This is a genomic window from Paenibacillus sp. PL91 (assembly GCF_012935325.2).
GTDB lineage: Bacteria > Bacillota > Bacilli > Paenibacillales > Paenibacillaceae > Pristimantibacillus.
Genome location: NZ_JABBYG020000002.1, coordinates 122,570 through 147,642, shown reverse-complemented (window position 1 = coordinate 147,642; position 25,073 = coordinate 122,570). Strand labels below are relative to the sequence as shown.

The 25,073-nt window shown below is 49.5% G+C and carries 20 protein-coding genes and 1 other annotated feature; of the genes, 19 read left to right on the top strand and 1 reads right to left on the bottom strand.

The window, feature by feature from the left end; translation table 11 throughout:
* The 12 genes from HI950_RS05950 to HI950_RS05895 all read left to right on the top strand — a co-directional run bounded on the left by HI950_RS05950 (window position 1) and on the right by HI950_RS05895 (window position 16,495).
* Complete coding sequence (locus HI950_RS05950) at window positions 1-1,002, top strand: zinc-dependent alcohol dehydrogenase (protein WP_169082984.1); 1,002 nt, start codon at window positions 1-3, stop codon at window positions 1,000-1,002.
* A 236-nt stretch (window positions 1,003-1,238) separates the two neighbouring features.
* Entirely contained in the window at window positions 1,239-4,487 is a 3,249-nt protein-coding gene (locus HI950_RS05945; RefSeq protein ID WP_169082983.1) for a PQQ-binding-like beta-propeller repeat protein, read from the top strand.
* Window positions 4,488-4,727: 240 nt separating this feature from the next.
* Window positions 4,728-5,921 carry a response regulator transcription factor gene (locus HI950_RS05940; RefSeq protein WP_169082982.1) on the top strand — a complete coding sequence of 398 codons (1,194 nt, stop codon included), beginning with the start codon at window positions 4,728-4,730 and terminating at the stop codon, window positions 5,919-5,921.
* A 165-nt stretch (window positions 5,922-6,086) separates the two neighbouring features.
* Window positions 6,087-6,695 (top strand): ABC transporter permease, encoded by a 609-nt coding sequence (locus tag HI950_RS05935; RefSeq protein ID WP_169082981.1) that lies wholly within the window; start codon window positions 6,087-6,089, stop codon window positions 6,693-6,695.
* A 16-nt stretch (window positions 6,696-6,711) separates the two neighbouring features.
* Entirely contained in the window at window positions 6,712-7,356 is a 645-nt protein-coding gene (locus HI950_RS05930) for an ABC transporter permease (protein WP_169082980.1), read from the top strand.
* A gap of 20 nt (window positions 7,357-7,376) precedes the next feature.
* Window positions 7,377-8,303: an ABC transporter substrate-binding protein gene (locus HI950_RS05925; protein WP_169082979.1), complete on the top strand. Its 927-nt coding sequence runs from the start codon at window positions 7,377-7,379 to the stop codon at window positions 8,301-8,303.
* A gap of 30 nt (window positions 8,304-8,333) precedes the next feature.
* Entirely contained in the window at window positions 8,334-9,323 is a 990-nt protein-coding gene (locus HI950_RS05920) for an ABC transporter ATP-binding protein (RefSeq protein WP_169082978.1), read from the top strand.
* A gap of 47 nt (window positions 9,324-9,370) precedes the next feature.
* Entirely contained in the window at window positions 9,371-10,891 is a 1,521-nt protein-coding gene (hutH, locus tag HI950_RS05915; protein ID WP_169082977.1) for a histidine ammonia-lyase, read from the top strand.
* 32 nt (window positions 10,892-10,923) lie between these two features.
* Window positions 10,924-12,585, top strand: coding sequence for a urocanate hydratase (gene hutU / locus HI950_RS05910; RefSeq protein WP_169082976.1), 1,662 nt, complete (start codon window positions 10,924-10,926; stop codon window positions 12,583-12,585).
* A 13-nt stretch (window positions 12,586-12,598) separates the two neighbouring features.
* On the top strand, window positions 12,599-13,912 hold the full coding sequence (gene hutI / locus HI950_RS05905; protein WP_169082975.1) for an imidazolonepropionase: 1,314 nt from the start codon (window positions 12,599-12,601) through the stop codon (window positions 13,910-13,912).
* Entirely contained in the window at window positions 13,909-15,165 is a 1,257-nt protein-coding gene (locus HI950_RS05900; protein WP_169082974.1) for a Zn-dependent hydrolase, read from the top strand. The genes hutI and HI950_RS05900 overlap by 4 nt, the downstream gene beginning before the upstream one ends.
* Window positions 15,166-15,175: 10 nt before the next feature.
* A complete protein-coding gene (locus HI950_RS05895) occupies window positions 15,176-16,495 on the top strand; it encodes an amidohydrolase family protein (protein ID WP_169082973.1) in 1,320 nt (439 codons plus the stop codon).
* Window positions 16,496-16,542: 47 nt separating this feature from the next.
* Here HI950_RS05895 and HI950_RS05890 read toward each other — a convergent pair whose 3' ends face one another.
* Window positions 16,543-17,196 carry a HutD/Ves family protein gene (locus HI950_RS05890; RefSeq protein ID WP_169082972.1) on the bottom strand — a complete coding sequence of 218 codons (654 nt, stop codon included), beginning with the start codon at window positions 17,194-17,196 and terminating at the stop codon, window positions 16,543-16,545.
* A gap of 218 nt (window positions 17,197-17,414) precedes the next feature.
* On the opposite strand from HI950_RS05890, the gene HI950_RS05885 reads away from it, so the two are divergent.
* The 7 genes from HI950_RS05885 to HI950_RS05855 all read left to right on the top strand — a co-directional run bounded on the left by HI950_RS05885 (window position 17,415) and on the right by HI950_RS05855 (window position 25,069).
* The gene (locus HI950_RS05885; protein WP_169082971.1) at window positions 17,415-17,735 is read left to right on the top strand and encodes a rhodanese-like domain-containing protein; all 321 of its coding nucleotides are present in this window, start codon (window positions 17,415-17,417) and stop codon (window positions 17,733-17,735) included.
* Between the two features lie 212 nt (window positions 17,736-17,947).
* On the top strand, window positions 17,948-18,172 hold the full coding sequence (locus HI950_RS05880) for a hypothetical protein (RefSeq protein WP_169082970.1): 225 nt from the start codon (window positions 17,948-17,950) through the stop codon (window positions 18,170-18,172).
* 211 nt (window positions 18,173-18,383) lie between these two features.
* Window positions 18,384-19,130 carry a type I methionyl aminopeptidase gene (gene map / locus HI950_RS05875; protein WP_169083473.1) on the top strand — a complete coding sequence of 249 codons (747 nt, stop codon included), beginning with the start codon at window positions 18,384-18,386 and terminating at the stop codon, window positions 19,128-19,130.
* 180 nt (window positions 19,131-19,310) lie between these two features.
* Window positions 19,311-19,715 (top strand): hypothetical protein, encoded by a 405-nt coding sequence (locus HI950_RS05870; RefSeq protein ID WP_169082969.1) that lies wholly within the window; start codon window positions 19,311-19,313, stop codon window positions 19,713-19,715.
* 143 nt (window positions 19,716-19,858) lie between these two features.
* Window positions 19,859-20,092, top strand: a binding site (T-box leader).
* A 49-nt stretch (window positions 20,093-20,141) separates the two neighbouring features.
* Entirely contained in the window at window positions 20,142-22,019 is a 1,878-nt protein-coding gene (locus HI950_RS05865; RefSeq protein ID WP_169082968.1) for an arginine--tRNA ligase, read from the top strand.
* Window positions 22,020-22,115: 96 nt separating this feature from the next.
* Window positions 22,116-24,386 (top strand): heavy metal translocating P-type ATPase, encoded by a 2,271-nt coding sequence (locus tag HI950_RS05860; RefSeq protein ID WP_169082967.1) that lies wholly within the window; start codon window positions 22,116-22,118, stop codon window positions 24,384-24,386.
* Window positions 24,383-25,069, top strand: coding sequence for a sulfite exporter TauE/SafE family protein (locus HI950_RS05855; RefSeq protein ID WP_169082966.1), 687 nt, complete (start codon window positions 24,383-24,385; stop codon window positions 25,067-25,069). The genes HI950_RS05860 and HI950_RS05855 overlap by 4 nt, the downstream gene beginning before the upstream one ends.
* Window positions 25,070-25,073 lie beyond the last annotated feature (4 nt).

Here is a 25,073-nt window from a genome sequence, read left to right as displayed (position 1 = left end):
ATGAAAGCTGTTGCAGCATTAAAAGGCAAGATTTCGATCACGGACATCGATAGCGTATCACCTCTTCCTGGGCATCTACGGATTCGCACCGAATATTCGGCCATCAGCCCAGGAACCGAGCTTTCTTTCCTGAGGCGCGCTTCCGATCAGCAGGTTATACTCGGATACAGCGCAGTAGGAATCGTTGAAGAGCTTGGCGATAATGTCACAGGAATTAAAATCGGACAGCGAGTAGCCTGCTACGGCGCTCCTTATGTAAAGCATGCGGAATGGTTAACGGTCCCGTCTAATTTGACGGCAATTGTGCCGGGTCATGTCCAGCCCGAGGAAGCTGCCTTTGCAGGACTCGGAGCGATCGCTATTCATGCCCTTCGAACGGCTGATATTCGGTTTGGCGAGACTGCGGTAATCGTAGGGCTTGGCTTGCTGGGTCAAATCGTCTGCCAAATCGCTGCGGCGGCAGCTGTCCGCGTCATTGGGCTCGATTTGGCTGCCAATCGTGCCGAGCTGCTTAAGCGGCATGGCGTGAAGGACGCTTTCGATCAGCAAGAGGCTATGGAAGAGCAATTGAAGCAGATGACGGATGGCCATGGTGCTGATTGCGTCCTCCTTTGCGCAGGCGGTTCGGGAGAAGAGCTTATTAATCAATCGCTGCAATGGATTCGGGATAAAGGAAAAATCGTCATCGTCGGCGATTTGTCTACAACCTTTTCTCGCAATCTGATGTTCGGGAAAGAGGCTCAGGTGCTTATATCCCGTGCGGGAGGACCGGGCAGATATGATGCCAGCTATGAAAAAGAAAATCATGATTACCCGATCGGCCATGTAAGATGGACGGAAGGAAGGAACATCGGCGAATATATTCGACTGCTCTCGGATAAACGACTATCGATTTCGCCGCTTATTACAAACGTCTATCCCTTGGAAAGAGCGCAAGAAGCCTATGCGAATTACGAAAACGCCAAGGATGTGATGGGGACGCTTCTGAAATACGAAGGGTAGAAGTTTTGTCATAGCACGGCACTCAAGAAAAAAAGGGGGAGAGATTCACCGATTTAGAGACTATTAAGAGACATATCTATAAATGAAAATCGTTTGGATAGCTCTATTGAAAGGAGGGATCAACTTCGGCTGCGGGCAATACGGGCACTTTCTTACATCTTGGGGATGACATAGGACTACGCAATTAAAATGTGTTGTTATGTTTGAAACGGGTTTAAGACAAAGGAGGCAATGTGATGCAAACCGGTAAATTTCGCGCTTTCATCCTTATGTGTTGTTTTCTATTGGCAGTCACGGGCTGGGGCGGCGTGCACGCAGCAGCAGAAGCGGGGAAATTAGCTCAGAAAACCTATGGAAGCCCGGAAGAGCTGCTCATTCCGAACAATTATACAGTAGCGGTGTTTAATGGTACGGTTGGCCAAGAAGAAGGGCGGAATGTGCTTTATGCGACGAGCAAAGGGAAGCCTGGCCATCTTAATGTCATCGATTTGGAGGATTATAAGCTGCTGCGAAGCATTCCGATTGCCCCTTCGGAAAGCTCTTGGGCGCATACCGTGGCTCCTGACGGCACGTTGTTCTTAGCCGCTGACGGCGGGGGTGCTAGACTCTGGAGCTATTCGCCTGTTACGCATGTTCCGACGCAGGTAGCCCAGTTCGATGGGCAGTCCGTGCCGAACAGCATCACGACGGATGAGAAGGGACGCGTGTATGTAGGGACATATCCGGGAGGCAAGGTCTATCAATATGATCCAGCAACTAACCAAACAAGAGATTATGGCCGTGTTATCGGACTCCTGGATCAGGAATATGTGCGGTCCATTGCTTATCAGGGCGGTAACATTTACGCTGGCACCGCGCACAAGCAAATCGTCCGGGTTAATCTGGAAACAGGCGAGAAGACGGATATTGCGGCAGCTCTCAGCGTCAAAGAGGATACGGTATACGATTTGAGTACGATTGATGATCGTTATTTATTCGCAAGATATACGGACGGCAGCGGCATTCCGGGAGAAGCTTTTATCTATGATACGCAAACGGAAGCCTGGCTGGATGTCGTCTTGGAAAATGTGACGGGCTTGCATGCAACAGATTCGTTGAATGGCAAACTCTATTTTATGTCCGACAAGAAGTTGAAATCCTTTGATCTTGCCAGCCATGAAGTCGAGCTTACCGGCATGGAATATGCGAGCGGCTTTCGCGGCGCAGATTGGGCTGAATTTCCTAATCATCCGGAGCTGCCAGGCAAATCATTGGTTACGGTACGATATGATGGAGGCGTCACGATCATGAATATCGAGACGAAGCAGGTGCATTTGCTGCCTCCAATTATACCGGGGCTGCCTGGAGTCGTTAACCGGCTGCAGAGCGTATCCGAAACTCAGCTGATTACGACCGGCTCCCAAGCTAGATCCTCCTTGGTGAATCTGAGCAATAATACAACGAAGCCATTCAGTATTGGTCAAGCAGATAGCGTATATGCGGTAGGTACGAAAGTGTACATGGGCGTTTATCCAGAAGGTGGTCTATATGAATATGATTTGTCTGCCGAGCCGGGACCAACGAATCCCAAACGATTGGCGATTTTGGGGAACAATCAGGAGCGTCTGGTGAATATTACAGGCGGGCTTGGGAAAATTTACATCTCTACCATTTCCGGTTACGGTACATTGGGGGGCTCGCTGACGGTTTATGACCCAGCTACCGGGGAAATTGACGTTCATCGTCATGTCGTGGAAAATCAGAGCGTTCTTAGCACGACCTTCCACAACAATAAGTTATACGGATCTACGACGATTCGAGGAGGACTTGGCTCTGAGCCTTCGGAAGAAGAAGCGAAAATATTCGTCTGGGATGCAGTGGCAGAGCAGAAGATTGCGGAGTTTCCGCTGCGCATTCCAGGACTTGAGAAGCCGATTTTTATCGGGGATCTTTCCGTTGGTCCTGACGGCCTGATCTGGGGTGCATCTTACGAATATATTTTCGCCTTAGATCCTGATACGTACGAGGTCGTCAAAAGCAAAAAGATTTATCCGAAGCTGAATTTCAGCCAATGGGCGCATCACCCGCTTCGCTGGTCAGAGGATGGGTTGCTCTATGTTTTATTCAACAATAAATTAACGGTCATTGATCCGGAAACGTTAGAATTCCGTACGCTTGCGGACACATCCCGTTTCGATCTTGGCATGGACGGCAACTTGTATTTTACTGACCAAGCTACGAATACGATCCTGTATCGCATGAAGGTGGACGGAGAGGTTGTAGTAGAGCCGCCGGGCGTTCCGGTGCCTGTCGCAAATGCCGGATTGGAAGAGAACGTGAACAATGGAGCAATCCCAAGCTGGAGCTCTTTATTCGCAACCGGAGTGGATTATGGCTATGAAATTAGTGATACAAAAAGCTTAACGGGCAGTAAAAGCCTGCTCATAACGGATAAATTGCGAACGGCATCCGTCGCGCTGCAAAGCGATAAAATACCGGTTATCCCGGGTGAGGATTACGAAGCGGGCGTTAACTTGTATATCGAGTCAGGCCAACCGGGCTTTATGTTCCGCTTCTTTGATGATAAAAACGCAGCAATCTCCACCTTGGAGACCCATTTGGATGAGTCTAGGCTGGCGCAGTGGCAGAAAGTGATGCTGAAAGGAAAAGCGCCTGCCAATGCCGCATATGCCAGACTAATTGCAGTCACAAGCCGGTATAATATCGCGTCAGCTTACTATGATGATTTCTATGTCGCCGTTAAAGATACAAAACCGCCGGTCTCGATCGCAAACGTTAGCCCATCGCCAAATGCCTCAGGATGGATCAAGCAGGATGCGCTCATTTCGATTGCATCCGAATCCGCCGCCTCCATATCGTATATGGCGGATGGGGCTCAACCTATCGAGAAAGTGACAGTAAGCGGAAATCAGGTTGAGATAAAGGTTACGAGTGAAGGGTTAACTTCTATAACCTATGCTGCAGCCAATGCTTCTGGTGTGCAAGAGGCTCCTCGTACACTGGAGATTCGGATCGACAAAACAGCACCTGTCCTCCAGTTTACGGGAAAGCTGGCGTATTCCATTGAAGAAACGGTTCAAATAGGCTGTACAGCCGTTGACGAATTATCTGGATTAGCCGATGATCCTTGCACTAAGCCGTTAGCGGAAGGCCCTGCCTATAACATGGAGGCAGGAAGCCATTCCCTTGAGGTAACGGCTGAGGATGCGGCCGGCAACTCCAGCTCAAGTTCGATTACTTATGAAACTCTCGTAACCTACGAAGGAATGTGCGCGCTTGTTCGTCAATTTGCAGCTGATAATCCGGGGATAAGCAAAGCGCTATGCAGCAATCTGCTGCTGGCGCAGGAAGCGGAGAAACGCGGGAACGATAAAGTGAAAATGAATTTGTTAAGCGTATTTAAGAAAGAGGTTCAAGTTTTTTCAGGCAAACAATTGACCAAGGAGCAGGCGGATATTCTGATCAAATTTAGTGCTTACTTATAAAGTAAGCTAGGATAAATCGATCCTAAATGATAGGGAAGAGGCTTCACCACAAGCGACTTATCTGCTTGCGGGAAGCCTCTTTTTGTTTTTGTGTATCCATAAATACCCGTTACGGACTTACATGTCGTTTCCCGTTTCTAACAGGCTGATGCTTATTAAAGATATGGTGATAATCTGCAATTGACGAATAAGGCGGCTAAGGTTAGAATTGCGGTACTTTTACAAAGAAAGGGAGTCTTTATGATGCTGGCAACGACGGAGGCAGCGTTCTCACAGCTTCTCATTTCCGGAACAATTGTACATGAAGGCAGCTTTAAAGAAGTTCAACAAAGACTCGGCATACAAGTCACACCGCATTTGACGATCTTGATTTCGATGGATCGTTACCCGGAGCTAGCTATAGATAAATCGATAACGTGGAAAATGGAAATTGGGCAGCAGCTGGTTAAGGCTATTTATCAAACGATAGCAGAGCCTTTTCTTTGGGTGTGGGTGGAAGAAGGGATAGTAGCATTGCTGCTGGAGCTTCCATCAGATAGTCCGCAAAGCCCTTCCTTAAAAAAGAGTTTACTATCGATCGTTCAAAAAATTCAAGGTTTGGTTGATCAGCAAGGCTTTTCGGTGTCCGCGGGGATCGGCTCCTATTATGACAGCCCCTATATGCTGTATCGGTCTTTCGAGGAAGCGAAGGAATCGCTTGTTGATCGTTTTTTTCAAGGCAATCGCGTTATTTATTTCTATGAGAAGGATAAACAAGTCGCCAAGCAGGCGGAGCAGGCGATTTCCCAAGAAGAAAAAACAGAGCTGCTTGCGCGTGTCCGAATTGGCGATATCGAAGGCTCTATCAATTATTTGAAAATTTTGCTTGCAAGAATAGCGCAAACCTATAAGCTCCACATCGATATGTTCAAGTCTGCAGCCATTGATCTGAGCATGTCTTTATCGAGCATGGTTCTCGTGTCGGGTGGAGATATCACGGTTATTTTATCCGAAAACGCAAAGATGATTCAAAGCTTATACAGCACGGTCCGCTATAACAATTTTGTAAACAAGCTATGTGATTATTGGAGATTGCTTGCGGAGCAAATTGTAAAGGCCAACAAAATGAACGTTTCCCCGATTATACGCAAAGCGATGAAGCGAATCATCGAGAACCATCAGAACAAAATGACGCTGGAGGACATAGCACAATGTTGCTATGTAAGCACCTACCATCTTGCCCATTTGTTTAAGAAGGAGGTAGGCCTTGGCGTCATCGATTTTTTGAATAAAATCCGCATCGAGAAAGCGCTATATTACTTGGAAACGACGGATATGTCCATAAAACAGATTGCGGGTCAGGTCGGATTTCAGGATTCCAACTATTTTACGCGTACGTTTAAAAAAATTATGAGCTGCAGCCCCTCTGATTATCGCACAGCAAGATCATGCTAGTGGTGAGCAACTTTGTCCATTGATTGTAAGCGGTTTCAATTTTATAATATAGACGTGAAGTAATCTTACATCGAGTCATTCTTATACGGGAAATGGGGGAAATTGTGTCATGAAACATAACATCAGATGGCTTATGTTTTGCAGACCAAGAGAGGAGACGCTAGGATGACTTATTTGTTTGAACATCTTGATAAAGTAACAGGGCTGCTCATCGAACATATTTATCTCGTATCTCTTTCTCTTGTCATTTCTATCCTTGTTGCTGCGGTGATTTCCCGATTTACGAAAGTACAGTCTCTAGTAATGGGGGTTCTTGGCACTATCTATACGATTCCAAGCATCGCGCTATTCGCGCTGCTGATCCCATTCCTTGGTCTGGGAGTGAAGCCGGCGGCAATTGCTCTGATCGCCTATTCCCAAATGGCGCTGGTGCGAAATATGGTTGTCGCGATTAAAGGAATAGAGCCCTCTATTGTGGAAGCGGCTCGCGGGATGGGGATGGGCAAGTGGCGGATGATTTATAAGATCATCGTTCCACTAGCGCTGCCCGTTGTAGTTGCGGGAATCCGCATTGCTGCGGTTTCCATGATTGGCATTGCGACGATTGCCGCTTTCATCAATGCAGGCGGGCTTGGAAAGCTGATATTTGAAGGCATTTATCAGGATCATTCCGGCAAAATCATCGCTGGCACCGTAGCGGTGCTCGTACTTGTTATTGCGACAGACTTGGTGTTCCGATTCATAGAAAGAAGAGTGAGTCTCAACACAAGGTGAATGGAGGCGCTGAGAAGTGAACGTTTTCAAAGAAGCTATTGATTATTTGATGAGCAAGCCGGACCTTTTCTGGGAAGCTTTGAAAATTCATCTTTTGCTTAGTGCGATCGCACTTGCAATAAGTATTTTCATCAGCGTGCCGCTTGGGATCTACTTGTCTAAACGTAATAAGCTGTCCATGGTTGTTTTGAATGTGTTCTACCTCGGGAAGATCATTCCAAGCTTAGCGGTACTGGCGCTTACGATGCCCTATATGGGAGTCGGCTTCACGCCTTCGTTAATTGCGTTGACGATTCTTGCCTTCCCGACAATTCTGATCAATACGGTGGTCGCATTCAAGGAAGTGGATAAAAACATCATTGAAGCGGCGCAGGGGATGGGCATGAATAAGCTTCGAATTATCCGGAAAATCGAGTTTCCGCTCGCTTTGCCGGTCGTTATTACGGGGATACGCACAGCCTCCGTTGAGGTTATAGCGGGAGCGGCGCTAGCTGCTTTTATAGGTGGCGGAGGTCTTGGGGATTTCATCATTAATGGAATCGCACTGGCCAAGCCATCGATGCTGCTGGTGGGCGCCGTACCAATTTGTCTGCTTGCCATTGCGGGCGATTCTATATTTGGTCGGATAGAAAAATTAACGAGCCCAAAAATGGGTCAATAAACAGAGGAGCGTGAAGGGGTATGGAAAATAGGTTCAAGAAGCTGATGACGTCAGGTACTGTATTATGTTTGGCTTTTTGTTTGGCAGCATGTAGTCAATCAAGCAAAGAGGCTGGCGGATCAGCGGATAAGCCCACGATCAAAATCGGATCAAAAAACTTCACGGAGCAATACATCCTCGGCGAGCTTTATGCGCAGGCGCTTGATGCAGCTGGCTTTAATGTCGAGCGGAAGCTTAACCTTGGCGGAACGCAAGTAGCTTTTACAGCACTCCAAAGCGGTGAAATCGATCTGTACCCGGAGTATACCGGAACGGCGCTTCAGGACGTTTTGAAGGAGTCAGCACCCAATGATGAAACGGCTGTCTATGAGGCGGTTAAGAAGGGCTACAAAGAAAAATTTGATATTGAGACGCTGGATCAAACGCCATTCAATAACACCTACGTGATCGTAACTACCGCAGATATTGCGGATAAATATGGCTTGAAGACACTTTCTGATCTGTCGGCCAAAGCGCCAGAGCTGAATTTTGCGCTCATTCCTGAATTTGGCGATCGGGAAGACGGCTTGCCGGGCTTGCAAAAAACGTATGGCGGCTTCGAATTCAAATCAGCCAAATTGTTTGATATCGGCTTGAAATACAAGGCTTTAACGGACAAGCAGGTTGATGTCACGATCGGATTCGGAACCGACGGTCAAATTGCCGGGTTTAAGCTCGTTTCGCTAGAGGATGACAAGAAGCTTTGGCCTCCATACCATGCCATCCCGCAGGTTCGCAGCGAGGTGCTGAAGAACAACCCGGAGGTCGGCGATATTCTCAACAAAATTAATGCCTTGCTGACGGACGAGGCGATGGCAGCTCTGAACTGGGAAGTGGACGGTGAAACCAAAAAAGAACCAGAGGATGTTGCAGAAGCATTCCTCAAAGAAAATGGATTTCTTAAATAACAGGCTTGCAAGTCAGTGGAGGTGACCAAAATGAGCGGAATTGAGTTTCAACATGTGATCAAGTATTATCCCGGCACGGAAAAGCCTGCTGTCAACGATGTTAGCTTAACGGTAAAAAGCGGTGAGTTTATCGTACTGCTCGGTACTTCGGGATGCGGGAAAACGACGCTTTTAAAGATGGTCAATCGACTTTACGAGCAAACGGAGGGCAATATTTTGGTTGACGGCATCGATACAAAGGATGTGCCCGTCAATGATCTAAGAAGGCGGATCGGCTATGTAATCCAGCAAAGCGGATTGTTTCCCCATATGACGGTGGAACAGAATATTGCCGTCGTTCCTGAGATGCTGGGGTGGGACAAGGCTAAAATTAGCGGAAGAACCGACGAGCTGCTAGAGCTTGTTCATCTTGATCCCAGCGTATATCGCAAAAGATACCCGCGTCAGCTATCCGGCGGTCAACAGCAGCGGATCGGGCTTGCCAGGGCGCTTGCGGCAGACCCGCCGTTTATGCTGATGGATGAGCCATTCGGAGCGATTGACGCTATTACGAGAACCAAGCTGCAGGATGAATTGATTCATATTCAAAAAAAGCTGCACAAGACGATTATGTTCGTTACGCATGATGTGGAAGAGGCGCTTCGGCTCGCGGATAAAATTATGATTATGAAAGACGGAGAGGTCGTGCAATTTGACGCTCCTCTCCAACTGATCCTTCATCCTAAGAACGAGTTTGTTCAGCACTTGATGGGTGGGGACGATATGATCCGAAAAATCAGTCTCATTAATGTGAGCGCCGCAATGGAGCGGGTCGTCACATCGCATGTGAATCCTGCCCTTCCAACGATCTCGGAGTCCAGCGATCTCAAATCGGTGCTTGATATTTTACTGCGCACAGGTGCAGATGTCGTGCAGGTCGTCGGTGATGTTGGGCAGGAAAATCGTGTTATCGGCAAAGTAACCCTTTCTCATATTCAAAATCTGCTGTCTCCTGTCTATCAAAAGACAGCAGATGTATAAGACTTATTCAGCGGATGGAATAGCTTGTTCTACGGAGGTGAATCGTTTTGAGCAGCATCGTAATAGACGGCAGTGCCATACGAATTAATCATGTCGCTGCTGTCGCAAGAAATGGAATGAAGGTCGAGTTAGCCGAGGATGTTAAAGCGAAAATCAAAAAATGCCGCAGCCACGTAGAACAATTTGTAAAAGAACAACGCCCCGTTTATGGCATTACGACGGGGCTAGGTGAATTATGCAAAGTTAGCCTTACGCCGGATGAAGCGGCAAGGCTGTCCAAAAACGTCATCATGAGTCATGCATGCGGGGTAGGCGAGCCGTTAAAGGCTGATCAAGTGCGTGCGATCTTGTTAGCGGCCGTCATCAATTTCTCGCAAGGCTACTCGGGCATCCGTTTGGAAACGGTTGAGACGCTTGTTCGGATGTTAAATGAAGGTGTGACGCCTTGGGTGCCTTCGCAGGGCTCGGTTGGCTATCTCACCCATATGGCACATATTTCGCTTGTCGCGATCGGTCTAGGGGAGGCTTATTACAAGGGTCGGCACCTTGCCGGAGCGGAAGCGATGAAGGAAGCGGGAATCGAGCCGCTGGAGCTGAAGGAGAAGGAAGGGCTCAGTCTCGTGAACGGAACGGTATGCATGAGCGGCATTAGCGCCTTGGCGATTTTTGACTGCATACAGCTGGCAAAATGGGCGGATATCGCAGGTGCGATGAGCTTTGAAGCGCTAAAGGGTACCTATTATGCGTTTGATGAGCGGATTCACCGCGTGCGCCCCTATAAGGGACAATTGCAGGTTGCTGACAATCTTCGAAGGCTCATTGCTGGCAGCGAAATTAGTGAGCAGTCCAAGGATCGCAGAATTCAGGATGCGCTCAGCATAAGGTCAATCCCTCAGGTGCATGGCGCATGCCGCGATAAAATCATGCATGCCGTAGAAATCGTGGAGCTGGAGTTAAATTCGGCTACTGATAATCCGCTCATCTTCGATGACGGCGAGGGCGGCGTTTCAATCTCGGCATGCAATGCGCATGGAGAGCCATTGGCATTGACGATGGATATGACGGCGATCGCGGTAGCGGAGCTAGCTAACATTTCGGAGCGCCGCATTGACCGGCTGGTTAACCCGCATACGAGTGAGCTTCCAGCTTTTTTGGTGGAAAAAGGCGGTTTAAACAGCGGTTTCATGATTACGCAATATGTAGCTGCCTCATTAGTCGCAGAAAACAAGGTGCTGTCGCATCCCATATCCGTCGACTCGATTCCGACATCCGCCTTTCAGGAGGATCATGTCAGCATGGGAACGCCAGCAGCGCTGAAAGCCGTTCAAGTCGTTCGCAACGCCTACAAAGTGCTAGCAATCGAGCTTCTGACCGCCTCGCAAGCGTTAGAATTTCATAAACCGCTCGAATATGGCGCAGGAACGGGCATCGCCTATGAGCTCATACGCAATCATGTGCCAAAATGGACGGAGGACCGCGTATTTTACCCGGATTTGCAAAAGATGTTCGCTCTAGTTGAGAATGATGAATCTATTCGAATCATAGAAGAGAGTATAGGTCTTCTTTAACTTATACATTTTGCAAAATGGAGGCATTACAGATGAGCTTATCGCAACATTCGATTATAAAAGCTCCACGTGGAGTTGAATTAAATACAAAAGGCTGGGTGCAGGAAGCTGTTCTGCGCATGCTGATGAACAATCTCGACCCAGAAGTGGCGGAGCATCCGCAAAAGCTTGTCGTATACGGCGGAATCGGCAAAGCGGCGCGGAACTGGGAAGCCTTCGACAGCATCGTCGCTACGCTGAAGGAGCTTGAGGATGATCAAACGCTGCTTGTGCAGTCCGGAAAGCCGGTAGCGGTGTTCCGTACGCACAAGGATTCGCCAAGGGTTCTGCTGGCCAATTCCAATATCGTGCCCGCTTGGGCAAATTGGGATAAGTTCCACGAGCTGGATCAAAAAGGGCTGATGATGTACGGCCAAATGACGGCAGGAAGCTGGATCTATATTGGCAGCCAAGGGATCGTTCAAGGGACTTATGAGTCGTTTGCTGAATGCGCGAGGCAGCATTTTGGCGGCAGCTTGAAAGGAACGATTACCGTTACGGCGGGTATGGGCGGTATGGGCGGGGCTCAGCCGCTGGCTGTCACGATGAATGACGGCGTCGTTATCGGCATTGATGTCGATCGAACGAGAATCGAGAAACGGATTGAGACTCGTTATTTGGATACTTTCGTCGAAACCTTGGACGAAGCGATCAGTCTTGCTGAGGAAGCCAAGTTCGAAGGGCGAGCGTTGTCCATTGGCCTTGTCGGCAATGCGGCTGAACTATTGCCGCAAATGATCGGGCGCGGTTTCATTCCTGACGTCTTGACAGATCAAACGTCTGCTCATGACCCTTTGAACGGCTATTTGCCGATTGGCATGTCGATGCAGGAAGGCGAACTGCTTCGCGATCAGAATCCGAAGGAATATGTAAAGCGCTCCAAAGCAAGCATGGCGTTTCATGTAGAAGCTATGCTGGCATTGCGGAAGCTGGGCTCTGTTGTATTTGATTATGGCAATAATATTCGTCAGGTTGCGTTTGACGAAGGTGTTGCCAATGCTTTTGATTTTCCCGGGTTCGTGCCGGCCTATATCCGCCCGCAATTTTGCGAAGGCAAAGGCCCATTCCGCTGGGTTGCTTTATCAGGCGATCCGGAGGATATTTACAAAACGGATGAAGTTATTTTGAAGGAATTTGCTTATAACGAGCATTTGTGCAAATGGATCAAAATGGCTAGAGACCGTATTGAATTCCAAGGCCTTCCTGCCCGTATTTGCTGGCTGGGATATGGCGAGAGAGCAAGATTCGGGAAAATAATCAATGATATGGTCGCTTCTGGTGAGCTGTCAGCTCCGATCGTAATCGGGCGCGACCATCTTGACGCAGGCTCGGTCGCTTCACCGAACCGGGAAACGGAAGCGATGATGGATGGCAGCGATGCCGTTGCCGATTGGCCGATTTTGAACGCATTGGTGAATACAGCAGCTGGAGCAAGCTGGGTTTCGGTTCATCATGGCGGCGGTGTTGGGATGGGCTATTCCCTTCACGCAGGCATGGTAGTTGTGGCCGATGGCACAAAGGATGCTGCAAGGCGGCTCGAACGCGTATTGACGAGCGACCCAGGCATGGGCGTTGTCCGCCATGCGGATGCAGGATATGAGCTGGCGATATCAACGGCGAAGAACAAGGGCGTGCAAATGCCCATGCTGACATAAGGCGGGATCGATTATGAATCCAATCGTTTATATCAAAAATGCGAATCAAATCGTTTCAGTCAGCGGAGCGAGCGCAAGTCCTAAAACTGGAAAGGAAATGGAAGACCTAGGCTTGATTGAGCATGGCGGCATCGTAATCGAAAGGGATCGGATTGTATTTGTTGGTTCCGATGAGGAAGCGCAGGCCTATGTTGATACACTCGCGCAGGAGCCGTTCATTATTGATGCATCAGGCAAGCTTGTTACGCCGGGACTCATTGATGCCCATACCCATCTCGTCTTCGCGGGAAGCCGCGAGAAGGAGCTGGAGATGCGACTGCAGGGTGCCTCATATATTGAAATTTTGGAAGCGGGCGGGGGCATTCTGTATTCCACAACGCAAACGCGTCAAGCCTCGGAGGAGCAGCTGTTTGAAGAGTCTAAAAAAAGGCTTGACCGTTTTCTCCAGTATGGCGTGACGACGCTGGAAGCGAAGAGCGGCTACGGTTTAACGACTGCCGATGAGCTGAAGCAGCTTCGTGTAGCGCGTAAGCTGAATGAATCGCATGAGATAGATATCGTATCTACGTTTATGGGGGCTCATGCAATCCCTCTTGAGTATAAGAGCGATCCAGAGGAATATGTGAGGATCGTTATTGAGGAGATGCTGCCTGCTGTGGCAGAGGAAAACTTAGCGGTATTCTGCGATGTTTTCTGCGAGCAGGGCGTGTTTACGATCGAACAGTCCGAGCGCATATTAGAGGCTGGGAAGAAGCTTGGCCTTATTCCGAAAATCCATGCCGATGAGATTGTAACCTTGGGCGGTGCAGAGCTTGCCGCAAAAGTCGGCGCGATTTCTGCGGACCATTTGCTTAAGGCGTCGGATGAAGGCATTGCAAGGATGGCGGAAGCGGGCGTCATTGCCGTCCTTCTGCCAGGCACCGCTTTTTTCCTGATGGAGGAGCCTGCAGAAGCGCGGAAAATGATAGAAGCGGGTGTACCGGTTGCGCTGTCCACGGATCGCAATCCCGGCTCATGTCCAACGGAATCGCTGCCTCTTATTATGAATTTCGCTTGTTTGAATATGAAAATGACGCCTGCCGAGGTATTGGCGGCAAGCACCATAAACGCAGCTCATGCGATTGGTCGAGCCGCCGAAATAGGGAGCATCGAAGTCGGCAAGAAAGCGGATCTCGTTCTTTTTGACGCGCCGAACTATCTGTTTATTCAATACAACTTTGGAGTCAATCTAGTCGACACGGTTATTAAAAACGGCAGAGTAGTTGCAGGCGGAACGCACTTACGGCCAACAGGACTAGCATTCGCGAAGGAGATCGGCAATTTATGATAAATCTACGAATTCAGCCTGATCGTTTGGAGAAGCAAATTCACGAATTAGGGGAGATCGAACAAAACGTACGCGGTGGCTTGGATCGAACGACGTTTACACCCGCGGAGCTTAAGGCGCGAAGCTGGCTGATCGGGGAGCTGCAGGAGCTTGGCCTTGAGGTGAGGCTTGATGCCGCTGCGAATATATGGGCCAGACGGCCGGGCAGCGATCCGAATTTGCCGGTCATTGCTTTTGGCTCCCATATCGATACAGTACCGAATGGCGGCAAATACGATGGGGCGCTTGGCGTCTTAATGGCACTTGAAGTTATGCGTGTATTGGAGGAGGAAGGCGTTCAGACGCGTCATCCGCTGGAGCTAATCTCTTTCAGCGCGGAAGAGCCGAACCCGTTTGGGCTGTCAACGTTCGGAAGCAGGACGGTTGCAGGAAAATTGAAGCGGATAGACCTCGATGGCATTTATGACGATAAGGGTCTCTCGATCATTGAAGCGTTAAATAAAGCAGGTGGTGACGCGGAGCAATTCGAATCTGCGAAGCGGGAGCCAAATGAGTTTGCTGCCTTTCTTGAGGTGCATATCGAACAGGGCAAGCGTCTTCTTGAGCGAAATATCCCTGTCGGTATCGTAACGGCGATTACTGGCATTTATCGTGAAGAGGTTATCGTTCACGGTCAAGCGAACCATGCCGGAACAACCTTAATGAATGACCGGAAGGACGCCTTGATGCTGGCCTCGGAGCTGATGCTCGCTTTCGAAGCCGTGTGCCGCAATCATCCTGCCGATGAAGTGGTTGGGACGATTGGACGTATCGTCAATTATCCGAATGCGGCGAATATCATTCCCGAGAAAGTGATATTTAAACTGGAGGCAAGAGGGAAATCCACAGAAGAAATTCAGCAGGTTATTTCCTCATGGAACGTGGCTGTCGAAGAAATTGCACGCAGAAGAAGAGGCAAGGTCGAACGGCGGGTTGTACTCGATCAAGCGCCAGCAACGATGAATCAAACCGTGATCGATATTTGCAAGGAGCAGGCCGATGCACTAGCGTTCGAAACGCTCTACTTAGGCAGCATGGCAGGACATGATGCGGTGCATATGTCCGCTTTGACCCGAGCTGGGATGCTGTTTGTGCCGAGCATAGACGGGAAGAGCCATTGCCCGGAGGAAGAAAGCCTGATGCCGGATATCGAGAAGGTCGCTAACGTTCTGCTTCACACCATATTGTCCTTGGATAAAAGATTAGAGTTGTAGGGGGATGAACATGCAGCAATTATTTATTGCAGATTATGTATATACGCAGGATGCTTTTGAGCCGAAGCAAGCCATCCTAGTGCAGGATGGCATCATTACGGAGATCGGTCCCGAGGATCGGCTGAGCTCGCGCTATCCGGCTGCTGAACGGATTTTGTGGTCCGGCAAAGCCATCGTCCCAGGGACGGTCAATTCGCATAACCACTCCTTCCAAAGCTTGCTGCGGGGTATCGCTATTGACCGGCCTTTTCTCGATTGGCGAGACGAGGCGCTCTATAAATATACGCCGCTGCTGGATGAAGAGGCTATCTACACGGGTGCGCTGCTTGCCTTCGGGGAAATGCTACGATATGGCGTAACCACGGTAAGTGATTTCTTCTATGTCCACAACGGAGGAACGGAACATGACGAGGCTGTTATTCGAGCGGCAAACGATCTAGGCATTCGGCTCGTCTTTGCCCGTACCCTGTACGATTGGTCCGGTGCTCCCGTTTCTTATCGGGAGACGGTCGATGATGCGGTCAAGCGCACCCGCGACCTCGCCATCAAATATCAAGGCAATCGGATGGTAACGGTTCATCCTGCGCCGCACAGCCCCCATGCGGCTTCACCGGAGATGATAAAGGCAGGGCACAGGCTCGCGCAGGAGCTGGACACTCCGTTTCATATTCATGTAGCGGAAGAAATGTTTGAGGTTGAAGAAACGCTGCGAGATTATGGCTTGCGCCCGGTTCATTATTTGGATTCGCTCGGTGTGCTGGATGAGAGAATGATCGCCATCCATCTCGTCTGGCTGGATGATTCCGAGATCGAGCTGCTCGGCAAACGAAGCTGTTCACTCGCTTACTGTCCGTCGAGCAATATGTTTCTTGCCGATGGCGTTACTCGCATTCCTGATTTGCTGAAATCAGGCGTGAAAATAACGCTGGGAACTGACGGTGCATGCAGCAACAACCGAATCAGCGTGTTCGAGGAAATGCGGATGTGCTCCATGCTGCAAAAGGTGACAAGGCTGGATGGCACCTGCATTACCGCGGGACAAGTGTACGAGATGGGAACGAAGCGTGCAGGCGACATTTTGCGCATGCCAATTGGTGTGCTGGAGCAAGGCGCTTATGCTGATTTTGTTGCCTTGGACATCGATGACTTATCGCTTGCGCCAAAGAACGAGCTATTCGCCAATATGGTTTATGCCATGCAGCCGGGAGCTATTTCCTATGTTGTTGTTGGAGGAAAAGTGATCGTAGATAACGGGAAGCTTACGACCGTTCCCGAGCGAAACATCGTACATCGCGTGGATTCCTTATTTGATAAATGGTCAACCGTATAAATATCAAAAACCCTTCCGATCCCAAGTAAAGGATCGGAAGGGTTTTTTTATTTTACGCTGGCTGCTGATGAAGCAAATATAGTAGCTCGAATGACTACGGATTTTTTATCAGCTTCACTCGTGAGATGAGCTTGAATCTGCAGAGCCGGGTCGAGATTTGAAATAAGAAGCATATCGCCGGTGTGAAGCTTTTCAGTTAAACCGGCATCTATGCTGATCGTAATGACGCCGTCAACGCAATAAATCGCTTCGAACACTTGCGTGATAGCAATTGGAGATAAATAAGGACCTAGTGTCAACCTTTGAGCAAGCTCATCGATGTGAAGCGCTTCAAGCTCGCCTTTGAAGCCTTCCGTGAGCATCAGATTAAAATCCTTTACTTTTCCAATGCTCTCTGTTGTCCATTCTCCGCTGTAGCTATCCTGATCATAAGGTTTCAAGGCAGCCTGATGATGCCCTTCATGCTGAAGAGTCATTTCTCCCTCCGTGACCATCGTTAGTCGCCAAATGCCTGGAAGGGGGGTGAAGGTGGATTGCTCGACTTCAACTGTCGCCGTACTGATTCTCCATCCAAAATCCCGCTTCGAATAGTCTGCAGCTTGAGGGTAAATGGCAACCTCCGTTGTCGTTCCGCCTGACCAGCTCGAGGTGTGCTGCTGAGAATTCCTGCTAAGGTGAAATGAAAGAGAAATAATGATCATCGCCTTCCGTTCTCGTATGACCTTGCATGGACGTAATTATAACATATGAAGTGCCGTTTGATGCGGGTTGATAGAGTCTGCTTACGTCAAATATCATCAGAATGAAAGGTTTGTTTAACCATAATCCATAAGCTGTGAAATGGTGCTTAGATGGACATGAACTTGCCTTCGCGATACAATGCTAGTAGACAAATAAATAATAAGCATGGCATGAAGGGATGAATAATATGTATCCGGAAATGACGGCAGCTGAGCTGGATGACCAGCTGAAGGCAGGCAAAACCTTAAATCTCGTTGATGTCCGTGAACCAGATGAATGGGAAGCCGGCCATATTAAAGAAGCACGCAGCATTCCTTTATCGGAGCTTCAGGAGCGCTTGGATGAGCTTCAGCAGGGCGATCAAGAAATCGTTTTGATATGCCGGAGCGGCGGCCGCAGCGGCAAAGCTTGCGACTTCCTGCATGCTCAAGGCTATAAGGTCGTCAATGTAACAGGCGGCATGCTGCAATGGCCTGGCGAGGTTGCGTTAGGCGAATAATGGATCCATTTTGATAAAGCAGTTACTTCAAAAAAAGTCCTCCCAAGGACTTTTTTTGTTTGTATGCTAGGTTGTGGAATAGTTAGGCGGCTCAACGGGCAAAATCATATCTGATTATTCCGATAACCAGCTGCAAAAAGGAAGACCGTTTGCTATTATTTTATAACTTGCTAGCCATAGAATGAAACACAAATAGAAAGGATGGATGGATAATGATGATTCAAGAGCATACAGCTGAAGAAATCAGCGAGTTGATGTCGATTTTGAAAAATTCGTTGTCAATGGAGCTGAGAGTGAGCAACGAAGAGGTACAGAACACAATAGCAATGATGGAAAAGCATGGATTTAAATATAAGGTCTCATGGGCGTCTATGGAATTGGCAGACCATACGGTTATCGATTTTTGGAAGAAAGAGCTTATCAAGAAAACGTCTTAATGATTCCGTTCTATACATCTGATCCCGTTAACGAACAGGGCCTTCGAACATATACTGCAGCATACGTACTTCAGGCGCTAACTTGGAATAAGCTCTTTGAATTTATTTTTGGTGGCATCTGAGGAATTCTTATTTTTAAACGGATTAGCTATTTTAGAGAAAAACTTCAGGCAGCGGCAGCGTATATGAAGTGAAGGATTGGGTGATGGAAATGATTATTATCAAGACGCAGGAAGAAATTGTGAAAATGAAAAAAGCGGGTGAAGTGCTGGCAGCCTGTCACCGGGAGCTGCGCTCTTTCATTCGGGCTGGCATTACCACCTTAGAGATCGATCAATTTGTTGAAGCTTTTTTGGAAAAGCATGGCGCGACGCCAGAACAAAAGGGGTTTCATGGATACCCGTTCGCGACCTGCTCTTCGGTTAATGACGTCATTTGCCACGGCTTTCCTAGTGAAACCGTATTAGTGGAGGGTGATATCGTAACGGTTGACATGGTTGTCAGATTGGATGGCTGGCTCGCGGATTCGGCTTGGTCTTATACCGTTGGGAAAGTATCGGAAGAAGCGCAGCGGCTGCTAGAAGTCACTAAAGAGTCGCTCTATAAAGGCATTGAACAGGCTGTAGTTGGAAACCGAATCGGAGACATTTCACATGCTATTCAAGCCTATGCCGAAGCGCAGGGTTTCTCGGTCGTCAGAGATTTTATCGGTCATGGCATCGGCCAGGATATGCATGAAGAGCCCCAAGTGCCCCATTATGGACCTCCGCATAGAGGTACGCGCTTAAAGGCGGGTATGGTGCTGACGATTGAGCCGATGTTGAATATAGGTAAATATCACAGTAAAATTGACGCAGACGGATGGACGGCAAGAACGGTTGATGGCAGTTTATCGGCTCAATACGAGCATACGCTCGCGATCACGGATTATGGTCCCATCATTTTGACTGAGCAATAGCATTGCTTGCGATACGTTTTTTAAGCATGACATAAAAAGGCTTCCGTCATTCGATGGAAGCCTTTTTTTGCGGCTATGTAACATTTTTTGCAAATATAGCGTCTTATTCATGAAGAAGAAATATTCCATTATATTCTTTCTTTTAAAGAATGAATAACATTACTGGGAGTAGGAGCGAGAGTGAAAACGAGGAATGGTTATATACTATTGGCTGCTATGGCTTTATTGCTAATTATCTTTGTCTTTAATTGGCTTAGAACAAATACAGATCATTTTAATATGTTCATGCCCTTTGCCGTCACGTTAAATAACGATTCTGACTATGATATCGTTTCCGTAAAGATGGGGATTGTCTCAAGCACATCGGCGCACACGTATACGAAGCCAATTAAAGCTGGCGACAGTGTACGAATTAAACCGCAGCTGCAATTAACGGGTGAAGGCGCTGTTTACTTAGAATACACAGATGCAAGAGGGGTTACGAGAGAAAATATCGCTTGCGGGTATACGGAATCTTTAACCGGAAGAGCTGAGCTGACGATCGATAATGACCGATTTGTGCTAAATGAACAAGATTGCTGGTAATTTGTTCATCTCTTTTTTACCCGATTCGAATGCGGATGCCATTGAAAAGGGGATGCGGCAGCTTTAGCAGTATCGAAGGTTTTTCATCTTGACATCGCAATGACGATCCTGTATAAATACATCTAAGCAATCAATTGGAAATCACAATATTGGTGAATGGGACAGTAATCTATGACGGATAGTTGCAGCGAGCCGGGTTAGTGGAAGCCGGTACGGATGTCGTAGACGAAGCGGACCCAGGAAATGGTTTGCCGAACAGAAGCGTGCAGCAGTAGGCAAATCCGGTCATGGACCGTTACAAAAACGAGGGGTCAAGCAGCTAACAGGCTTGGCACTTAGAGTGGTACCACGGGATCTTTACGGCTCTCGTCTCTTATTTTAGAGACGGGGGCCTTTTTGCATTTTTAGACGAATGGAGGAATTGGCATGATTCATGAACAAATCATAGCGGCGATTGAGGTAATTATGCAGCGAATTTTATCGGAGGCTGGGCTGCAGCGGCCTGAAAATCTGAGGATAGCGGTCGAGCATCCCGTTAATCTGGAGCATGGCGAATACAGCAGCAATATTGCGATGCAGCTTGCTAAGCTTTTGAAACGCGCTCCTTCCCAGATAGCGGGTGAATTCAAGCAGCAGCTGATTGCCGAGCCGAGCTTGTCCTCTTCCATCGCTCGTATCGTGGTTGCTCCGCCAGGCTTCCTCAACTTCTATGTCAATTGGTCATGGTGGGCTGAAGCGTCATCCCAGCAGGCATCACCACGGATCACAGAGGTGAGAAACAAAGTATTGATAGAGCATACGTCGATCAATCCGAATAAATCGGCACATATCGGTCATTTGCGCAATTCCTGCATCGGCGATACATTGGCGAGAATGCTCAAACGGACTGGGCATCAAGTAGAGGTGAATAACTATATCGATGACCTAGGCAATCAGCTGGCTGATACGGTGGTTGGCGTTTTGCAGACAACGACCGAGCAGCCTTATGAGCGCTTCGGAGATTTTTGCTGGGAGACGTATTCCAAGATCAATAAGGCGTACAAGGAGCAGCCAGCTTTGCTCGAGCAGCGTACGAAGGTGCTCGCTCAATTGGAGGAGGGCCGCTCAAATGTAGCATGGATGGGCCTGCTCATTGCAGAACGAATCGTACGCGAGCATGTGGAGGAAATGAAGCAGTTCGGCATCACTTATGATGTGCTCGTATGGGAGAGCAGCATCGTGCGCGAAGGGTTTTGGGAACGGACGCTTGAGCTGTTGAAGCGTACAGACATCTTCCGCCTTGAGGAGGGCGGGAAGCTTGCAGGCTGCTGGGTGCTTAAACAGCCGGAGCAAGAGGGCGACACGAAGGAACAGTCAGAATTCCATGCGGATAAGGTGCTCGTTCGCTCGAATGGCATTTTGACCTATACAGCAAAGGACATTGCTTATCACCTTTGGAAGTTTGGGTTGCTCGATAACGATTTTCGCTACAAAAAATTTTCCGATCGCCTTTGGTCCACCGACGCATGCGGAGTGAAGAAGAAAATAGGCCGCGCAGATATGGTCATTAATGTCATCGATCAGCGCCAGGAATATCCGCAAGCGATGGTCAAGCAAGCGCTGCTTGCCTTAGGCTACCAGGAGCAAGCGGAGCAGCTCAGACATGTCAGCTATGGCGTTGTATCGTTAAGTCCCCAAACGGCAAAGGGTCTAGGCATTGATACATCGGACGGGAAGCAAGCATACGCGATGTCAGGCAGGCAAGGAATCGGCGTCAAAATCGCGGAATTCTTGGCGAGAATGGAACAAATCATCGATTCGAACCGATCACGTAAGGCCGGATTATCGAGCAGCTCGATCGCGGCAGCGTCGATCCGTTACTATTTGCTGCGTTTCCACTTGCAAACGGAGGTTGTATTTGATCTTGATCAAGCGACTGAGGTAACCGGCAATACAGGCGTTTATTTAATGTATTCCTATGCACGCTCCAGCAGCATTTTGAAGAAATCCGGTATTTCGGGCAGCCCAATCCCTAGCGATTCATTGGCATCCAATGAGCTTGAATTGCAGGAACGCAGCCTGCTTAGACATCTAGCCTATTGGCAGGAGACGCTGCAAGCCTCCGTCAAGGAGCTTGCGCCAAATCTTTTGTGCAACTACGTATATGAGCTCTCTGCTTTATTCAATCATTTCTATGCCACCTGCCCGATTCTAAAGTCGGAGGGACAGGCGAGGAGCCTGCGCTTATGGCTCACTGAGCGTTATAAGCAAACGATGCAGGATGCGCTTGAAATATTGGGTTTGCCCGCGCCAACCAGCATGTAGCCGCATGTTCCATTCATGCAATTCGATTGCCCGTCATATAGTTTAACGGAAGAGGTACAGGCATGAGCGGCGATGAATGGAAGGCGGGTGCAAAGGTTGGAGCATGCAATTCAGGATCAAGAAATTGAACGTGACGTTACGATAGATTTTGCGGTGCAGGGCATGAGCTGCTCTGCATGCGCAGCACGGATTGAGAAGGCAGTCGGCAAAATGGATGGCGTACAGATGGCGGCTGTCAGCTTTCCGCTGCGAACGGCTTGGGTGCAGTTTAAGCCAGGTGTGCTCGGGCCCGGCCAGATTGCGGAGCGCGTAAAGCAATTGGGATTTGTGGCGCTCTTGAATGAGACGGCAAAGGAAGGACTTCATCGGGAGCATAAAATCCTTAAGCTAAGACTAGTCGTCTCTTTGATCCTCACGCTGCCGCTTCTAACGGGCATGGCTCAGCATATTCCGCTGCTGGAGCCGCTGCTGACTCGATTGCCGGCATGGCTTATGCTGCCATGGCTGCAGCTCGCGCTCGCTACGATTATACAGTTCGTAATCGGTTTGCCGTTTTATTTAGGCGCTTATCATGCCGTTCGCGAGCGAAGCGCAAATATGGATGTTCTCGTCGTCATCGGCACGACCGTCGCTTATTTATACAGCCATTATGCCGTTTTTCAAAACGGCTTGCTCGGTCCGCTTGCAGCGTCGTCTGCCCATTCGCCTCCGCTATATTTTGAAACGTCGGCTGTCGTCATTACAGCTGTGCTGCTCGGCAAATACATTGAGGTTTCAGCCTCACTGAAGGCGCAGCACGGTTCGGAGGGCTATGGCAAGCTTCAAAGCCAGACAGCTGCAGTTGAACGTGCAGGAGAAGTCGTGCGCATTCAGACGGAGTTCGTACGGGCGGGCGACATTGTCATCGTTCAAGCAGGCGAGGTCGTGCCTGTTGACGGTATCGTATGCGGGGGTCAGTCAGCGATGGATGAATCGCTACTCACTGGGGAAAGCTTGCCGATCGCCAAGCGTGAAGGCGATTCGGTGTGGGCAGGCACCCGCAACGAAAGCGCCCAGCTTCGCATCCGCACGAAGGCAGCGGGACATGATACGATGCTGAATCGCATTCAGGAGCTTGTCCGGCAAGCGCAGCGCTCGAAATCGGCGATTCAGCGCAATGTCGACGCGGCTGCAAGCTGGTTCGTTCCGGTTATGCTCGTCTTTGCGCTCGTTACGGTCGTAATGTGGGGAGCGTTCCTTGAGCCGGGCAATTGGAGCAAAGCATTCGTATGCGCCATAGCGGTCTTATTGGCAGCTTGTCCATGCGCGCTTGGGTTAGCTGCGCCGATCTCGCTTGTCATCGCGTCCGGCAGGCTGGCCAAGCAAGGCATCATTTCGAAGGAAGCGGGGGCGCTTGAGCGCTTGGCGAGAATCCAGACGATTGTTTTTGACAAGACAGGAACATTAACGGAAGGCAAGCCGCAGGTTAGCGCGGTGCTAGCGATGCAAGGAAGCCGCGCTTCACTGGTGCGAATGGCAGCCGCCGCCGAAGCGGAGGCAACTCATCCTCTAGCAATTGCGATTATACGCGAAGCGACGAAGCTGGGGCTTGTTATCCCTGAAGCGAGCGAGTTTGCGTTTACGCCGGGCGGAGGCGTTGAAGCGGTCGTTGAGAATCAACGGTTCGCGATAGGCAATGCCAAATTTGCGGACGAACGTGCTTGGAGCGTAAGCGATGCTGCATTAGCCTTCGCCAAGCAGCGTGAGGCGGCTGGCGAAACGGTGCTTTATGCCGCACTAGAAGGGCAATGCGTGGGCGTATTGGCGTTTAGCGATACGGTTAAAGCAAATGCAAGAGCTACAATAAAAGAGCTTAAAGCGCTAGGTGTAGCATCGCTGCTCGCTACCGGTGATCACGAGGCTCCGGCGCTTGCCGTGGCCAAAGCAGCAGGCATTGCTGGCGTGCATGCTTCTATGCTCCCAGAGGGCAAGGTTGAGCTTGTGGAGCAGCTAAAGCGCCGTGGCAAGCGTGTCGCAATGGCTGGCGATGGCTGGAACGATGCGCCGGCATTGGCAGCTGCAGATGTTGGGCTTGCGATGGGGGAAGGGACGGATGCGGCGCTGAGCGCTGGGCATATGACGCTGCTTTTCTCACGGCTGCAAGCTATCCCCGAGGCGATCAGAATAAGCCGCTTAACGATTCGAAATGTTAGGCAGAACTTAACCTTCGCCTTTCTTTACAATGTGATCATTATTCCTTTTGCTGCCTTCGGCCTGCTTGAGCCATGGATGGCAGGAACGGCGATGGCGCTCAGCTCGGTATCGGTAGTCGCTAACGCGCTAAGGCTCTCCGGTCAGCTTCGGCGCAAGGCTGGAGCAAGCAAATGACGATCACTTGGCAGCAGGTAGGCTTTATTATTTTGACCGGGCTGTTCAGCGCTCCGCACTGCATCGGGATGTGCGGAGGCATCGTATCCGCCGTGTCGCTTAATTCAGCCGCTTCCACGCAGAAATCGATGCTGCTCTATAATGCGGGACGCATTTTTTCCTATACGCTGTTGGGGGCCGTCATGGGAACGGTTGGCTCCTTTGTTGATGTGGCAGGGAAGCTTGCCGGCGTGCAGGGGCTAGCGTCGATTATTGGCGGCTGCTTCTTGCTGCTGTGGCTATGGCGCAGGTTCCAGCTTCCTTTCATGAACCGATTGTCGTCCTTCCTCCACAAGCGATTGGCAGGAGGTGCAAAGCGCACAGCTAATCAAGAATCAGGGCATTTGCTTGCAACCGGCATCGCGTTCGGTTTCTTGCCTTGCGGCTTGACTTATGCGATGCAAATGACGGCTGCCTCCACGGGCTCGGGGCTCGAGGGAGCAGCCGTCATGGCCTTGTTTGGCCTCTCTACCTTTCCGGCACTGGCTGCTGCTGCGTCCATTGCATCCTTTGCGAGTAAAAAATGGCGGCGCTTCATGCGCAAAGCGAGTGTGGTGACGGCGATTGCCGTAGGTATCATTTCGATTTTGCGAGGGCTGGCTGTCAACAGCGTAATTCCTTCGATAAATCCGTGGCTGTGGTAAACAG

Coding starts and splice junctions, on each gene's coding strand:
- HI950_RS05950 (WP_169082984.1), top strand. CDS start 1: ATGAAAGCTGTTGCAGCATTAAAAGGCAAGATTTCGATCACGGACATC.
- HI950_RS05945 (WP_169082983.1), top strand. CDS start 1,239: ATGCAAACCGGTAAATTTCGCGCTTTCATCCTTATGTGTTGTTTTCTA.
- HI950_RS05940 (WP_169082982.1), top strand. CDS start 4,728: ATGATGCTGGCAACGACGGAGGCAGCGTTCTCACAGCTTCTCATTTCC.
- HI950_RS05935 (WP_169082981.1), top strand. CDS start 6,087: ATGACTTATTTGTTTGAACATCTTGATAAAGTAACAGGGCTGCTCATC.
- HI950_RS05925 (WP_169082979.1), top strand. CDS start 7,377: ATGGAAAATAGGTTCAAGAAGCTGATGACGTCAGGTACTGTATTATGT.
- HI950_RS05920 (WP_169082978.1), top strand. CDS start 8,334: ATGAGCGGAATTGAGTTTCAACATGTGATCAAGTATTATCCCGGCACG.
- hutU (WP_169082976.1), top strand. CDS start 10,924: ATGAGCTTATCGCAACATTCGATTATAAAAGCTCCACGTGGAGTTGAA.
- hutI (WP_169082975.1), top strand. CDS start 12,599: ATGAATCCAATCGTTTATATCAAAAATGCGAATCAAATCGTTTCAGTC.
- HI950_RS05900 (WP_169082974.1), top strand. CDS start 13,909: ATGATAAATCTACGAATTCAGCCTGATCGTTTGGAGAAGCAAATTCAC.
- HI950_RS05895 (WP_169082973.1), top strand. CDS start 15,176: ATGCAGCAATTATTTATTGCAGATTATGTATATACGCAGGATGCTTTT.
- HI950_RS05890 (WP_169082972.1), bottom strand. CDS start 17,196: ATGATCATTATTTCTCTTTCATTTCACCTTAGCAGGAATTCTCAGCAG.
- HI950_RS05885 (WP_169082971.1), top strand. CDS start 17,415: ATGAATAATATGTATCCGGAAATGACGGCAGCTGAGCTGGATGACCAG.
- HI950_RS05880 (WP_169082970.1), top strand. CDS start 17,948: ATGATGATTCAAGAGCATACAGCTGAAGAAATCAGCGAGTTGATGTCG.
- map (WP_169083473.1), top strand. CDS start 18,384: ATGATTATTATCAAGACGCAGGAAGAAATTGTGAAAATGAAAAAAGCG.
- HI950_RS05865 (WP_169082968.1), top strand. CDS start 20,142: ATGATTCATGAACAAATCATAGCGGCGATTGAGGTAATTATGCAGCGA.
- HI950_RS05855 (WP_169082966.1), top strand. CDS start 24,383: ATGACGATCACTTGGCAGCAGGTAGGCTTTATTATTTTGACCGGGCTG.